Below are 15,656 nucleotides of genomic sequence, written 5' to 3' on the forward strand. Positions count from 1 at the left end.
TTTAAGACCTATCGGTTCTTGAAATCCGTTTTATCGAGCTGGTGCTTTCTTAGTTTGTCATACAGTGTTTTTCGCGATACCTGCAGCTCTTGTTGTACTTCTTTTAAACGACCTTGATGACGATGTAGCGCCTCAATCAAGATAATTTGTTCAAAGCTATCGGTGCGTTGGTTTAACGACTGTTGTTGCTCTTCAATGCTCATATCGAGTTCATTTTGCTCATTAGCATCGTTGTCGAGCGACGGCTGCTTAATTTGAGTCAACACTCTGAGTTCGGCATGTTGGCGAAGCTGACGAATGTTCTCCGTCCAATGCGTTGCAATGAGTCGCTGAATCTCTTTTTCTGTAATGACGGGTGGCGGCAGTTGATAGCGACTGGCTGCACCGCGAGCAAAGTGTTTGAACAAAGAGCCAATATCTTCCGTTCTTTGCGCCAAGGGTAGTAAATTGAATCGGCGCAGTTCACCTGTAATTGTAGTAGGAACTACTGTAGTTGCGATAATGATACAAGTTGCACTGGTCTTGCATGAGTTTTCACGAAGTAGGGTGGGTTTTAAGTTCGCTAACCACTGCCATTGATCCTGAGTTAATGCTTCTGTTTCATGGATATAGAGTGTTCCACCCTGATGCTTCAAGAACAGTTGCAAAATAAACTGATGGAATGTCGCTTCGTCACTGCGTGGCAAATTAAATGCTGCGATAGGGCAAAGCTCTGCGGTTTGATGACTGTGTAAATCATGGGTGTATTGTGCAGTGACCCTTTTCCCCGTCCCTAAATCACCAACAAACAATAGAAGTGGGTTGGTTTTGGTATCTAGGGTGATCAATTCTCGGCGCAATGCCTGCATCGATGGAGATTGACCAATCAGTTTTGGGCCAACCTGATTTTGCATTGCCAACTCTTTGCGCAATAGGTTGTTTTCTTCAACCAGTGCGAGTTTATCTGCGGCTTTTTTAACGGCAGTGAGTAGGGCATCGACCACAAATGGCTTTTCCAGAAAATCGTAAGCGCCGGCTTTCATCGCGGACACCGCGGTTTGCACATCACCATGCCCGGTAAGCACGATGACCTGAAAATGAGGGTTTTGGCTCAGTAATTTTTGCGTTAATTGAATGCCATCCATCACCGGCATGTGAATATCGGTGATGACAATTCCGGCTTGCGTGGTATCTATTTTCTTTAATGCCTCAATAGCATTGGGAAAGCAGACGATATCGATGCCTTCAATGAGCATGGCTTGTTCTACGGAGTCTCGAATAGCGGGTTCATCGTCGACAAAATAGAGTTTAGGCATAGAGTGCAAAAGTCGAGTCCTTAGCTGTAGGTGAGATGAGCAGTATGTGAGATTCGTTTTCTAATCAACGATAGCAACGGCGTGTTAGCCCTTATCGTTATATAACGGGATGCTTAGCGAGAATACCATGCCTGAAGGCTCTAACCGGTTCGCGCTGATCGTGCCGTGATACGCTTCAATAATCCGTTTCGATATTGAAAGCCCTAGCCCTAAGCCTTCCGGTTTAGTGGTAAAAAACGGGTCGAACAGCTGTTCTAGTTTGTCATCCGGCATGCCAATTCCGTTATCCCAAATGATCAGCTGACAAGAGTTGTGATGCATTTGCCATTCGATGCCTATCTGTGGGCTAGCCTGTTGGTCAACGCTTTCCAGGTTTTGTTGCTCCTGCAAGATTTTCTGTTCAAGAACTTGTTGTTGCAGCGCTTGAGTCGCGTTGTGAATCAGGTTCACTAGTACTTGTTCGAGTTCGGTTGGATGAATCGCAATATTGATGTCATCTGGCACCGTGCTTAGCCTTAGCGTAATGCCTTGCTTGATCATCAACGCACTGAGAATACTAGTGGCGTTATTGACCGCTTGATGCAGGTTCGCCACATGATGCTCTTGTTTAGTGACCTTGCGAGTAAAGACTTTGAGTCGCGCGATGATGTCGGTAATGGTGTTGTTGAGGCCAATCATTTTCTCAAGATTGCTTTTGACCAAATCAGTCCGTTCCATTTCAAGCAGTTTTAAGCTGTTTTCACTGTAGGTTCGCAGTGCTGCAAGCGGTTGGTTGATTTCGTGGTTAATGCTGGCTGACAGCTCGCCGAGTACCGCTAATTTCGCGGTTTGTGTCAGCTCTTGTTCTGTCTGCTTCAACTTGGACTGCGACTCTTGGTATTGAAAAAGGGTTTGTTGCAGCTGCTGATTGGATTGCTTCAAGTAGTGGGTACGTTTATCAACGGTTTGCTCTAGGTTTTGGTTGAGTCGGGTCAACGCCACTTTCGCGAGATAAGTCTGGCGCCACGACCAAGCGATGAGCATCACCAAGCTGTAAATCACCACGAAGATGACATCGATCTGCAAGATTTTAATAAGTTCAGCTCTGGTCTCTTTTAGTGCGACCACTTGGTACTGGTTGTTGCTGATGGTAGCGGGGTAAAGATTAAAAGCACCAAGCTTGAATAACTGGTTGGCGGTGAGCTCTTTTCGGATTTCATTGGACTGAAGGTTGTTAGGCTGATTGGCGTTGCTAGTTTCTGACTGAGAGCTTGAAGAGCGAAAGGCTTCGATGATCGAAATTTCGCTTTGACCGTATTGGCGTTGAAGTGCGATATCCGTTTGTTGTTGCTGCGTTAGTGGCAACAATGAATGGTAAAGCCATGGAGCTTGGCTTGATAGAAAGACCACTTGGTTCGAGTCGAGTACTACGATCTCAAAATCGTCGCTGGTTAGGATGTTTTCGAGATTTTCTAAGCTCACTTTTACGGTGATAACGCCAACAATTTCCTTGTCGATATACAGAGGTGAAGACAGAAAATAACCGCGTACGTTCGAACGAGCGCCTAGCGCGACATATTGTGTGTTGTTACCTTGAATGGCAGAAGCAAAGTAGGGACGAAACGAGAAGTTCTCACCTACAAAGGTACGAGGCTTTTGGTAATTACTGGAAGCGACCACAGTACCGCTCGGGTCGTGAATATAGATGGTGTCGGCTTGGCTTTGATTCGACCATTCAAACAGCAATTGATTGAGCTGCGCAGCGGAAATCTTGTCTGCTTGTGGTGATGAGTCAAAATAAGAGAGCAAGCGCGGGTCATGGCTGAGCAAATCTGGGATTTGTTTGAATTTATCCAGTTCAGAATCGATTTGTAGATTGGCTTTATTCGCCGCTTCATCGAGTTGCTGAGTGACGATTTTTTCTTGGAATTGCACTGCCATAAAGTGGGTTGCAGTCAGCCCTGCAGCTCCCAATAACAATGAGAATAAAACAAAGGGCGTCATTAGGTTAGGCAGTATTTTGGTCACTCGGATCTCTGCTTGTCATCGGTTTGTATAAAGATTATCAATATGATGGAGAGAGTACCGAGATCTTGTTAACACAGAGCACCTTCTGTGAGACAAAACCATGGCTTAGACTTGTGTTTCAAAGGATTACGGCGCAAAATCACAAAAAAATTAAAAGGAGCAACCAAATGGAACTGACAGATATTCGTCGCGAATACGCTAAGGGTGGATTGAGACGTAAAGACTTGGCCGCAGACCCGATTGAGCAATTCAATCTATGGCTAGAGCAAGCCATTGAAGCGAAGTTGACGGACCCTACTGCCATGACAGTTGCTACGGTTGATGAAAATGGTCAGCCATTCCAACGCATTGTTCTGCTGAAGAATGTTGATAAAGACGGGTTCGTTTTTTACACCAACTTAGGTAGCCGTAAAGCGCACCAGCTTGAGCACAACAGCAAAATCAGTTTGCACTTCCCTTGGCATCCACTTGAGCGACAAGTTCATATTACGGGCACGGCTGAAAAGCTGACCGCTATGGAAAATATGAAGTACTTCTCGTCACGTCCAAAAGAGAGCCAATTGGCCGCGATTGCAAGTAAGCAGAGTAGCCGCATCTCAGCGCGTGGGATTTTAGAAGGTAAGTATCTAGAGCTTAAACAGAAGTTTGCCAAAGGAGAGATTCCTGTGCCTTCTTTCTGGGGTGGTTTCCGTGTACGTGTAGATAGCATCGAGTTTTGGCAGGGTGGTGAACACCGCTTGCACGACCGTTTCTTGTTCTCTCGCCAAGACAATAGTTGGGATATTGATCGCCTAGCACCTTAGGCTGCTTGATCGCTTGGCTGTTAACAGATCCAAAAATGCCGTTGATTAGACTTATCAAATCAACGGCATTTTTTTGTCTGAATTTTCAGCTGATTAGTAAATCAATCACTGTGTAGAACAACAGATATCTGTTTTTTGAGCAGAGTTTCTGGGATCACTGAGCCCAATCCTGAATCCAATGCATACTCAATCAATTGGCTTTTGCTGCGTGCATCGAACTTCTGTTTCAATCTGGCGACATGACCTTCGACCGTTTTGATTGAAATGTTTAACGTCGACGCGATGTACTGTGGTTTCTTGCCGAAAAGCAGTAAGAACAGCACCTCTGATTCTCTCGAAGTCAGCCGCTTTTGCAGCTTAGACACGCGCGGCTCTGACCCCGCAAGCGATGCCTGATCGCCTTTTGTCCCTGTGGCCTGACAAACCCAATGACCGACCTCTAAGATCGCGGTATCGGTAAGCTCTTGGCCATAGAAGATGGTGCCTTGGACGTTGTCGTCATCATCAAGCCAAGGGGTTTTGGTAAAGATATGGGCGTGCCAGCGTCCGTCTGGATAGGGGTGAATATCGAGGATCTTAAGGGTACTGCGTGTATCCATCACATGTTTGTCTTGAGCTCTGAAATCTTGTGCGCACTCCGTGGTTTGACTGGGCATGTCGAAGTCGGTCAAGCCTGTACAAGTCTCATTGGGTTTTAAGCCAATCAATTGGTTGTAAGCAAGGTTGGCGTACACGAAGACCGAGTCAGTATCTTTGCAGCCCCAGCAGCCTGGAAGTTGTTCGAATAAAGAACGATGTATGGAGTTGAGTGGATCTGGCAAGGTTTTATCTCGTAAGCAGAGGTATAGCAATGATATCAGTTTCTTATAGCGCTGCAATGGCAATTAGAGTACGAAAAATAAGGGGTGACTGACAGTTAAACGGACTGCTGATTAACTGTGTCGATCACGGAGAATCGATGGGCATAAAGGGTGATAATCAGGCAAAAAAAAGCCAGCCTGAAGAGGGGCTGGCTAAAGACAAGATATGCCTTGTCGACATGTAGAAGATTTTCAGTCTAATTTACGAGGGTCAGGTAAATTAAACTGAGGCATCAATTTGATACCCAGAGTGACTTACTACTCTATCGACGAATCTACTCCTAGGAGTGCTTATGCATAAGGGGGGAATTCCCCTATAAATGCTGCTCAATGTGATAATTGAGAACCTAGAGTAAATATTTGGGATTCTGAGCCTGTGATTGGGAGCCTACAGCTCTCGTACTACTCGGAATCCTAGATAGTTTGCTGCCGTTGAAGGCGGTACGTACAGTTCGTTAAACACCTTTGCCTCTTCAGGAGAGAAGCTCCACGCGCCACCCTTCGCTAGGCCTTTCTGAACGGTTGTCCATTCCCAAACGTTACCCACCATGTCGTAGAAGCCTGTTGGCGTTGGTAGGAATGACTTAACCGGAGATGTACTAACGTTTGACCATGGTGTACCCGCCCAGCCAGTGTTGGCTTTGCCTGAACGGAATTCATTGCCCCACCAGAAGTTGGTGTCTTGGCCAGCTCTTGCTGCAGCTTCCCACTCTTGTGGTGTTGGCAAGCGGTAAGTGAAGCCGGTGTTTTTAGATAACCAACGTGTATAAGCTTTGGCATCGTTTTGGCTAACACAAACTACTGGTGAGTTATTAGCTTGCTTAAAGCCTGGGTTCTGCCAGTCTTTGTCTGAAACGGTTGTGATCTCTGCATTGACGAACGTATCGCAGGTGTTCATCAGCTCAGCGTCTGTTTGGTAGCCTGTGTTTTTTACGAATGCTTTGAAGTCTTGAACACGGGTTGGTGTTGCTGCTAATGCAAACGGCTGTTTGATCGTCACTTGTTGTGCGTTATTTTCACCCAGTAGGTAGCGACCCGAGCCGACGACAATCATTTCAGGGCTCTGAATGTCGTTACCCATCGGATCAGCAAACTTGGTGCCGACATTCAATGAATTTTGTTTGGCTTGCAATACGGCTCGTAGGTTGTGATCGCGGGCTATCTTCAGCTCTTGATGGAAAGAAAGGTAGCCTTCTTTTTCGATCGTGACCATGTGTTGGCCTGTCGGTAACATCACTTCAACCGGTGTACTGCCATAGTTTACGCCGTTGATAGAGACATTGTCGTTGTATTGATTTGAACGAACCACCAAGTTAACCCAAGCGACTTCTTTTTGTTGGTCGTTGGCTTGTTGCTCGCTTTGAGAGAAACAGTTTGATGACTGAATACCAAGTAGGCGACAAGGGGTGTTCTTATCTGGACGAGTTTCTAGGTTCGCCGCAATCACCGCTCGGTAACGGTTATCTTCAGAGAAGCCAGAGGATTTCACTTTGTGTTGCAGAACGTGAATGTTCAGCGAAGCAGACGCAAGGTGCTCTTTCACTGTTTTCGATTCAGTCGCGTTGTCCACTAGGCTATGCTGGAACTGTTTTACCGCTTTTTGAAGTGCCAATGTCACCGTTTGGTCTGAACATTGCGCCAGTGTCATATCGCTGCTGCAACGGTTGGTAAAGCTAACGGTTTGCTCTTCCGTCTGAGTGATCTCGTTTCTTAGTCGCTCAGCTCTTGCTCTTAGCTTGTCTTGGTTCAGGTTTGCGATTGAAGCTTCTGCCGCGGCTTTCTCAGCTTGAATAGCCTCAAGCTCCATCACTAAGCCTTGCTGCTTCTGTTCTGAGTCTGAAATCGCAAGCTTGCCCTCTTTTACGGTTTTCCAAGCGTCTTGGAAGCGGTTTTGAGCAAGCGAGATATCGAAATCGGGCTCATCAATCATGCGCGTGTAATCTTGCTCTAGGCTGGCTTTCGCTTTTGCGAGTGTTTGCTCTGCTTGAGCTGATAACTCAGCTAGACGTGCCGTTTGCTGCGCCTGATTGTCGACTTCATTTTGTTTGTCAGCCAATTTCTTCTCAACAGCCGTTAAGTCGGCATGCTTTTCGAAAAGTGAGCTTTCAATGTCGGTGACAGATGACGCGATCGCTGGTGGTGTTGCCTCAGCAAAAACAGCTGGCGTCATTAAGCAGGGAGCAAGTGCAAATAATAGAGTAGGAAGACCTTGGCGCATGATGGGCTACTTCAATCGTAATTTAGGTTAATCGAATATTCTAAACGAGAACGCCATTTCGTCTGCAGCTATTGTTTATAACGATAAAATAAGGTTATAACGACCATACAAGTTTGTAACGATCATACAGTTTATAACTATCAACAAAATGGCGAGTGTTCATTCAGCTTTGTGAAATAGGCACGGCTATCTGATATAGAGCTAAGCGTTTGAATTGGCTCAGCTCTATATAGAAAGGGTGTTTAGCTTTCTTTGCTAGGAAGAAGCTTAACCCAAATCGTGTCGCTGCCGTTGATGGTAACTGTGCGGTTGTAAGACTCGTAACCTTGTTTTGAAATGGTTACTTGGTGACGACCACTTGGTAGCGCAACCTCAAGAGGGGTGCTGCCATACTTAATGCCGTTGATGGTTACTGAGTCGTTGTACTGATCAGAACGTACCGTCACGTTAGCCCACTGTTTGTCACTCTTCTTAACGACTGCTGCGTCACTGCCTGTTAAACAGTAGCGAGTCGAAACATTCAATAGGTTACACGCTGCCACTGCTTCAGGTTTTGCTTGAAGTTGAGCTTGCATCTGCATGAAGTAAGAGTTGTTACCAGAGAAGCCGCTCTTGATCGCTTGGCTGTCTTGAACATGGATATTCAGCTGAACACCTTGTAAGTTTTGCTTCGCAAGTGTGCTTTCTGTGAGCTGCTCAAGTAATTGGCTCTTGAACGTTTGCACAGCTTTTTGATTGGTCAGGTGTTTACCCTGTGCAGTACACTCACCCAGTGTCATTGTTGATGAACATGTGGTGGTGTAGCTGGTTTCAAGTACCGCACTTTCACGCAGTTCTGTTGCGATACGTTTTACGCGAGCTTCAACTTTTGATTCTCTCAAGTTTGCCAGCTCATTATTCAGGCGAGCTTGCTTTTGCTTGATTTGAGAAAGATGAATTTCGCTCTCGTTGATCGCTTGTTCGTTATCTAGTTGAGACGATTGGTTCTCTTTAACCGCAGCCCAAGCATCTTGGTAACTTTTCTGGAAAGAGACTAAATCCGTTTCTGGATCTTCAAGTAAGCGACTGTACTGTTTGTCGAGTACAGACTTGGCTCTGTTACGTTTTGCCTTAAGTTCTTCACCTTCGCGTAACAACTTGCTGTTCTTGTTTTGAAGTTGTTTTAGGTTTTCAGTCGCCGATACTTTGGTTGCTGAAATACGCTCAATATCTGAGTTTTTCTCTGTTAGCTTTGCATCGATAGCTGAAACGGGATCGACTTGATTCAGTTCTTCAGCGGATACCGATGCAGATACCCAAAGTGGGGATAGCGCAAGTAAAAGCGCTGAAATTCGAAAGTTAGTCATAGGTCCCTGCAACTTGTAGATTGAAAATTGGCTCGTTAATAAAGTGTCTACTTCCTAGTTGTGAGTCACTAGTTATTAGCAATTAACACAGTACCCGTCTTTATACCGTTTTATTGCTATCCAATCTACTCAAAAGCCAAGTTTCGGTACTTCGGATACACTTTTTACAGGTTTAGAGCCAATTATTTGAGCTATATAAGAAAATTTATTCATTATGTTGGCGTGAAGAAGCATTTATTGACCACATGGTTTTTCGTGCTTGTGTGATTGCTGGTGAAGCCCCTAAACTCGCCGGAACGATTGGTTTTACAATGCCCGTAGTTTGTACACTCTTGATCATCTTTCCGGAGGCATGATCAAGACGATCGCGGTAATGATCTTCTGTTTAAGGCGAGGAAATGACTCTCATGATCATTTACAAATTCATCTTATGCGGATTTCAGAGTATTATTCTTACTATGTCGATCTGAGTATTTTGCTGTCATGCCAAAACCTTTACCCTTTCCAAACCTAGACTTGTCCCCGCTAGGCCTTACTGGCCCTCGCCCTGCGGAGATCATTACTTTGCCTTCGCATATGGATTGTCACGATCACCACTATTCGCAGGTCGTGATTGGTTTAAATGGTCAGGCGGAATTTGAAGTTTGCGGTAAAGGTAATCTTATCGGGCCGGGTCAAGGTTGTGTGGTAACGGCGAGCTCTGATCATGCTTTCGGTGGGGTGGTTGGTCAGTCGGATATCCTAGTGCTCAACATGCCAGTGCCAACCGATGATGACCCTCTGATGTTAGAGAAGATTAACCAGTTAGAATCATCGAACGTCTACTTTCAATTAGACGCGCAAATTCAAAAGCTTATCCATATGTTGGTGCAAGAAATGCAGGCGAGCCCGGATGATCTATTGTTAAGCCGTGCCTGTAATGACACGGTGATCGCGCTGATGCAAAGGCACATCTCGGCATTTGAAACCTCAATTAAAGACTCGCGTTTTGATCTTGAAGCACTGGATCGCTACATCGAACAACACCTCGCGAATAAGATCTCTGTCGCTCAGCTTGCGGGCAGCGTATTCTTGGGCGAAAGCCAGTTCCATATGCTGTTCAAAGAGCAAATGGGCATTACCCCTCACCAATATGTTCTTGGTAAGCGTATCGACCGTTCTCGCCGTTTAATTGAACAAGGTAATCTTAGCCTTGGCCAGGTCGCTGAGCTGGCTGGTTTCTCCGGTCAATCCTCCTTTACTCACACCTTTTCACGCCTTCAAGGCATGTCTCCATCCCAATACAAAAAGAAAATTTCTGTTAAATAGTGAAACAAAACGGCATATTATTTTAAAGTTTCATATGTGACGTTGTGTTTGTTTTGTTAATAAAGCGAGTTTTTAGCAAAAAACTCGGAGTTTTTGACAAGTAATCCTTATATACTCTAAATACACTGCAGCCATTGTAGAGATCCCGGGCTAATTCCGGGTGTGAGATTAAGGAAAACGCATGTTTACAGCTACTGATGTGTTAAAGCCAGAATTCAATGAGCAGTCGCTTACTGATCTATGGTCGCTTATCTCACCATTATATATGGTGGATGAAACCCAATGGCTAGAGCAACTTCTGCCGCTAGCTACCCCTTCTGAGTCAGAAAAGCAGCAAATTTCAGAGAAAACGACCTCATTGATCGAAGCTATCCGTGCGGATAAGACTTCTATCCAGATGATCGATGCACTGTTGCTTGAATACAGCTTAGATACTCAAGAGGGCATCTTGCTGATGTGTCTGGCGGAAGCCTTGATGCGTATTCCTGATTCAGCAACGGCTGATGCATTGATTCGCGACAAACTCAGCGTTGCGGATTGGAAATCTCACCTAAAGAATTCTGATTCAGTGTTTGTGAATGCATCCACTTGGGGATTAATGCTAACGGGTAAGGTAGTTGGGCTTTCATCTAAAGAGCAGAGTGCAGGTCAAGCGGTAAACCGTTTAGTGAACAAGCTTTCTGAGCCGGTAATTCGTAAAGCGATGCACCAAGCAATGAAGGTGATGGGTCACCAATTCGTTCTTGGCCGCAGCATTGCTGAAGCGCAAAAGAACGGTAAGTCTATGCGTGATAAAGGTTTTACCTACTCATACGACATGCTAGGTGAAGCGGCACTGACCACTGCTGACGCAAACAAATACTTCAAAGATTACCTAATGGCGATCGAAGCCGTAGGTCGAGACACATACGTCTCTTCAAAATCTAGCCCAGCACCGTCGGTATCTATCAAGCTTTCTGCGCTTCACCCACGTTATGAAGTGGCGAACGAAGACCGCGTATTGACAGAACTTTGCGACACGTTAGAGCAGCTATTGCGCCGCGCAGTAGAGCTTGATGTTGCAATTACGATTGATGCGGAAGAAGCGGATCGCCTAGAGCTATCTCTTAAACTATTCGAAAAACTGTACCGCACTGATCTTGTAAAAGGTTGGGGTAAATTTGGTCTGGTTATTCAAGCTTACTCAAAGCGTGCACTGCCGGTTCTGGTTTGGCTAAACCGCCTAGCGAAAGAGCAGGGTGATTTGATCCCGCTTCGCTTAGTGAAAGGTGCTTACTGGGACAGCGAAATCAAATGGTCACAGCAGGCTGGTTTCACTGATTACCCAGTTTACACACGTAAAGAAGCGACAGACGTAGCTTACCTTGCATGTGCACGTTACCTATTGAGCCCAAGCGTTCGTGGCAATATCTTCCCGCAGTTTGCGAGCCACAATGCTCACACGGTTTCTGCTATTGCAGTAATGACCGAGCATAAAGACTTTGAATTCCAACGCTTACACGGCATGGGTGATTCTCTTTACAACCATGCGATGGAAGCTTACCAACAGTCAGTACGTATTTACGCACCGGTTGGTAGCCATAAAGACTTACTGCCATACCTAGTACGTCGCTTGCTAGAAAACGGCGCAAACAGCTCGTTTGTACACCGTCTAGTTGATGCACGTTGCCCAGTGGCAGAGCTGACTCAACACCCTGTCGATATGCTTCTGGCATTCGATACATTGAACAACACTAAGATTCCTCTGCCTCCAGCGGTATTCCCTGAGCGTAAGAACTCATACGGTGTGAACATTGATATCGAAAGCGAAGCGCATCAGTTTGAAGAGCAAGTAAAAGGCTTCTTAAACAATCAATGGACTGCTGGCCCTGTGATCAACGGTGAATCTCTTGCCGAAAGCATGATCAAGGCTGATCAGAACGTTGAGCAGGTGACTGCACCTTATGATCGTCGTATTAATGTGGGTCAGGTGGCTTTCGCTAACCTTGATCATGTTTCCGCAGCGATCACTGGCGCAGATGCAGCATTCGCTGATTGGAACGCAACATCGGTAGAAACCAAAGCGGCTGCACTTGATAAGTTAGCTGACCTGATGGAAGACAACCTAGCTGAGCTGGTGGCGATTTGTCATCAAGAAGCGGGTAAGACGATTCACGATAGTGTTGATGAAGTGCGTGAAGCAGTCGACTTCTGTCGTTACTACGCAAAACAAGCGGATAACCTACAAGGTTTCGAACTAAAAGGTTTTGATGGCCAAACACGTATCGCTTCTCGACAAGGTCGTGGTGTGTTCGTTTGTATTAGCCCTTGGAACTTCCCTCTAGCGATCTTCCTTGGCCAAATTACAGCAGCTTTGGTTGCGGGTAATACGGTTGTGGCTAAGCCTGCAGAACAAACAAGCTTAATTGCAGCTCGCGCCGTTGAACTGATGAATGAAGCGGGTTTCCCTGCTGGCACTATTCAGTTACTACCGGGTCGTGGCGCTGAGATCGGCAGTGCACTCACCAGTCATGATGCGATTGCGGGCGTTGCCTTTACGGGGTCAACACCAACAGCACAACGTATCAACGTGTCATTGGCGAGCCGTAACGCTAAGCCGGTTCCGTTTATCGCGGAAACCGGTGGTCAGAATGCGATGATCGTCGACAGTACTGCACTGCCTGAACAGGTAGTCCGTGATGTTATTCGTTCGGCATTCGCTTCTGCAGGTCAACGTTGTTCTGCACTGCGTGTGCTTTACATCCAAGAAGACATCGCAGACCGTGTGATTGCATTGATTCACGGTGCAATGGACGAGCTGAGTGTTGGCATTCCACATCTTCATAAAACCGATGTCGGCCCTGTTATCGACCAAAACGCGAAACAGAAGCTAATGGCACACTTAGAAAACATGACCAATACCCAGAAGAAGGTGGCTCAACTTTCTCTAGGTACGGATTGTGAACATGGTGACTTTGTTCCACCAAGTGCGTTTGAAATCGATGACATCAGCTGCTTGAAAGAAGAACAGTTTGGCCCTGTGCTGCACATTGTTCGCTTCAAAGCGAGTGAGTTAGCGCAAGTGGTCGATCAAATCAACCAAACTGGTTTTGGCCTAACTATGGGTATCCACAGCCGTAACGAAACAACTTACCGTTGGATCGAGAAACACATTCGTGTGGGTAACTGCTACATCAACCGTGACCAAGTGGGCGCTGTTGTTGGTGTTCAACCATTCGGCGGCCAAGGTTTGTCGGGTACTGGCCCTAAAGCGGGTGGTCCTCACTACCTATACCGCTTTACTGATGTTCATTTTTCTCAATCACAAGACAAGGCATAAGGAGCAGTATCATGGTTCATCAAGTGACAGGTTTTTCTGATGCTTTGTTAGCGTGGGAACAATGGAATCTTACCGACTTTGATCATAAGAGTGCTCAGGTACTTTCATTTAAATCAGAGATCGAAAGCCAATCTGCGCCTCTGGCTGCAGTGGCGACTTATCATCTAGAGCAAGCGTCTGCGCTGCTTTCTGAACATCACCTAATGGCGGGTCCTACGGGCGAAACCAACGAGTTGTATGCCGCTGGCCGCGGTGTGGCTTTGGTGATTGTTGATGATTGCGAAGAGAAGCTGCCGGCACTGCAAACCGCAACAGCAATGATTACTGCAGCATTATTGGCAGGTAACAGCGTTCAATTGTGCAGTGATGACGTGCAGTTCAACACCTTAATTGCTGATGCTGCAAAACAAGCGAATCTACCAACTAACTTAGTACAGGTTTCATCGTACGACGCTGCTCAACAGCTGCTGTCTTGCGATGTACGAAGTGCAGGTTATGTGGGTAATTCACAAACGGCACAATCTATCAATTTACAGCTTGCTAAACGTGACGGTGCAATCGTCGGTTTAGTGGCTGAAACGGATCTGGCGACAATGAATGTTGCTAATGATCCACACCTATCGCTGCGCTTCATTACCGAGCGTACGCGAACTATAAATATAACAGCCGTGGGCGGTAACGCGACCTTGCTCGAACTTGGAAGCGAAGCTCACTAACCTTCAGTAAAATTGGCTCTAAGCACTTTTGGTTTCTCCATTTTTGGATTTAACCCATCGTGCTTTAGAGCCTGAATACCTAACTCAATGCATTTGCTTGCCTTACGGTGAGTGCCTTGCATTGAATTAGGCATGGAAGGCTTTCTACAAAATGAGGACTATCAAATGATAGAAAACAGTTTTGCAATAACGACGACGTTCATTGCGTATCTAATTATGATGCTAGCGATCGGTGTTATTGCTTACAAACGTACATCTAACTCAACAGACTACTTCCTAGGTGGTCGTTCGTTAGGCCCATGGCCTGCTGCACTTTCTGCTGGTGCATCAGACATGAGTGGTTGGTTGCTACTTGGCCTGCCTGGTTACGCTTACGCTGCTGGCTTTGAGGCATTCTGGCTTGCTGGTGGCCTACTGGTTGGTACTTGGGCAAACTGGTTAATCAGTGCTAAACGCCTACGTACTTACAGTATTACAACTGAATCACTGACGCTGCCTGAGTTCCTATCTCGTCGCTTCAACGATAACTCTAAGCTGATCCAAACAATTTCTGCTTTCTTTATCCTTTTATTCTTCCTTTTCTACACAAGCTCAGGCTTGGTAGCAGGTGGTAAATTGTTTGAAACGGTATTCGGCCTAGATTACACAACGGCGGTAATCATCGGTACCGTATGTGTGGTTTCGTACACTTTGTTTGGTGGCTTCCTAGCGGTATCTTGGACTGACTTGGTTCAAGGTCTACTGATGTCTGCTGCGCTATTGATTGTACCTATCGCAGCAATGAACGGCGGCCTTGGCCAGCTATCTACTGACCTTCACAACATCAACCCAGAGCTACTCACGCTATGGAATGATGCGAAAGGTGAGCCTCTTTCTGCTATCGCGATCATCTCGCTAGCGGCATGGGGGCTAGGTTACTTCGGTCAGCCACACATCCTTGCTCGTTTCAAAGCAACGCGTAGCAATAAAGACCTAACAACCGCGCGTCGTATCGCCGTGGTATGGACTGCACTGTCTATGATTGGTGCAATGCTGGTTGGTCTGGTTGGTCTTATCTACGTGACGAACTCTGGCGCGCCTAAGCTAGACGATGGCGAGAAGATCTTCATGCTTCTTGTGAACGCGATGTTCCACCCAGTAATCGCAGGTATCCTACTGGCGGCAATCCTAGCGGCAATCATGAGTACTGCGGATTCACAACTTCTTGTTTCTTCATCTGCAATGGCAGAAGATCTGTATAAGCAAGTTCTGAAGAAAGACGCTACGTCAGAAGAGATTGTTCGTGTAGGCCGTTTCGCGGTTATCCTAATCTCTCTTATTGCACTTGTACTAGCTATGACGCCAGACAGTTCAGTACTTGGCCTTGTGTCTTACGCATGGGCTGGTTTTGGTGCTGCATTCGGCCCAGCTATCGTATTGAGCCTGTACTGGTCTCGTATGAACCGTAACGGCGCTCTAGCGGGTATCGTGGTTGGTGGTGTGACGATTGTACTTTGGAAACAGTTCACGGGCGGTTGGTTCGATGTGTACGAAATCGTACCGGGAATCATCCTATCGACTCTTTCTATCGTTATCGTGAGTCTAATTACGGGCGAGCCTGAAGACGAAGTTAAGAAGCAACACGCTGAGTTCGAGAAGAACCTCGTTGAGCTAGACTAATTTACATTGTAAAACAGATGTGAATTAGCAAAGAACATGAGCTAAAAATAATAGAGTCACTTCGGTGGCTCTATTTTTTTTGCCTATATCTAAATGCTTTGACCTTGTGTTGCGTCTGGCAAGTG

11 protein-coding genes are annotated in these 15,656 nt (G+C 46.1%); 5 read left to right on the plus strand and 6 right to left on the minus strand.

Annotated elements, in window-relative coordinates:
• Nucleotides 1–8: 8 nt before the first annotated feature.
• Together OCV20_RS24450 and OCV20_RS24455 are read right to left on the minus strand one after the other, a co-directional pair.
• Nucleotides 9–1,295, minus strand: coding sequence for a sigma-54-dependent transcriptional regulator (locus tag OCV20_RS24450; RefSeq protein ID WP_086775002.1), 1,287 nt, complete (start codon nt 1,293–1,295; stop codon nt 9–11).
• Between the two features lie 84 nt (nt 1,296–1,379).
• Nucleotides 1,380–3,302: a sensor histidine kinase gene (locus OCV20_RS24455; RefSeq protein ID WP_086775001.1), complete on the minus strand. Its 1,923-nt coding sequence runs from the start codon at nt 3,300–3,302 to the stop codon at nt 1,380–1,382.
• Nucleotides 3,303–3,469: 167 nt separating this feature from the next.
• Here OCV20_RS24455 and pdxH point away from each other — a divergent pair, with 167 nt between their 5' ends.
• Nucleotides 3,470–4,105, plus strand: a complete 636-nt coding sequence (gene pdxH / locus OCV20_RS24460) for a pyridoxamine 5'-phosphate oxidase (RefSeq protein WP_017061203.1) — start codon at nt 3,470–3,472, stop codon at nt 4,103–4,105.
• Nucleotides 4,106–4,206: 101 nt separating this feature from the next.
• Here pdxH and OCV20_RS24465 read toward each other — a convergent pair whose 3' ends face one another.
• From OCV20_RS24465 to OCV20_RS24475, 3 genes are all read right to left on the minus strand, one after another.
• Nucleotides 4,207–4,989, minus strand: coding sequence for a helix-turn-helix transcriptional regulator (locus OCV20_RS24465; RefSeq protein WP_086775000.1), 783 nt, complete (start codon nt 4,987–4,989; stop codon nt 4,207–4,209).
• A 364-nt stretch (nt 4,990–5,353) separates the two neighbouring features.
• The gene (locus OCV20_RS24470) at nt 5,354–7,183 is read right to left on the minus strand and encodes an SUMF1/EgtB/PvdO family nonheme iron enzyme (RefSeq protein WP_048614228.1); all 1,830 of its coding nucleotides are present in this window, start codon (nt 7,181–7,183) and stop codon (nt 5,354–5,356) included.
• A 242-nt stretch (nt 7,184–7,425) separates the two neighbouring features.
• On the minus strand, nt 7,426–8,529 hold the full coding sequence (locus OCV20_RS24475; protein WP_017065149.1) for a PEGA domain-containing protein: 1,104 nt from the start codon (nt 8,527–8,529) through the stop codon (nt 7,426–7,428).
• Nucleotides 8,530–9,012: 483 nt separating this feature from the next.
• Between OCV20_RS24475 and OCV20_RS24480 the strand changes: the two genes are divergently transcribed.
• The 3 genes from OCV20_RS24480 (at nt 9,013) to OCV20_RS24490 (ending at nt 13,872) form a co-directional block, all read left to right on the plus strand.
• The gene (locus OCV20_RS24480) at nt 9,013–9,837 is read left to right on the plus strand and encodes an AraC family transcriptional regulator (RefSeq protein WP_017061200.1); all 825 of its coding nucleotides are present in this window, start codon (nt 9,013–9,015) and stop codon (nt 9,835–9,837) included.
• 181 nt (nt 9,838–10,018) lie between these two features.
• On the plus strand, nt 10,019–13,156 hold the full coding sequence (putA, locus tag OCV20_RS24485) for a bifunctional proline dehydrogenase/L-glutamate gamma-semialdehyde dehydrogenase PutA (RefSeq protein ID WP_086774999.1): 3,138 nt from the start codon (nt 10,019–10,021) through the stop codon (nt 13,154–13,156).
• Between the two features lie 11 nt (nt 13,157–13,167).
• A complete protein-coding gene (locus OCV20_RS24490) occupies nt 13,168–13,872 on the plus strand; it encodes a 1-pyrroline-5-carboxylate dehydrogenase (protein ID WP_086774998.1) in 705 nt (234 codons plus the stop codon).
• On the opposite strand, the gene OCV20_RS24495 is transcribed toward OCV20_RS24490, so the two are convergent.
• A complete protein-coding gene (locus tag OCV20_RS24495) occupies nt 13,869–14,006 on the minus strand; it encodes a hypothetical protein (RefSeq protein WP_202910142.1) in 138 nt (45 codons plus the stop codon). The two genes, OCV20_RS24490 and OCV20_RS24495, sit on opposite strands and share 4 nt — an antisense overlap.
• Between OCV20_RS24495 and putP the strand changes: the two genes are divergently transcribed.
• The gene (putP, locus tag OCV20_RS24500) at nt 14,005–15,531 is read left to right on the plus strand and encodes a sodium/proline symporter PutP (RefSeq protein ID WP_170930181.1); all 1,527 of its coding nucleotides are present in this window, start codon (nt 14,005–14,007) and stop codon (nt 15,529–15,531) included. The genes OCV20_RS24495 and putP overlap by 2 nt on opposite strands.
• The last annotated feature ends 125 nt before the right edge of the window (nt 15,532–15,656 follow it).

Source organism: Vibrio coralliirubri (genome assembly GCF_024347375.1).
Lineage (GTDB): Bacteria > Pseudomonadota > Gammaproteobacteria > Enterobacterales > Vibrionaceae > Vibrio > Vibrio coralliirubri.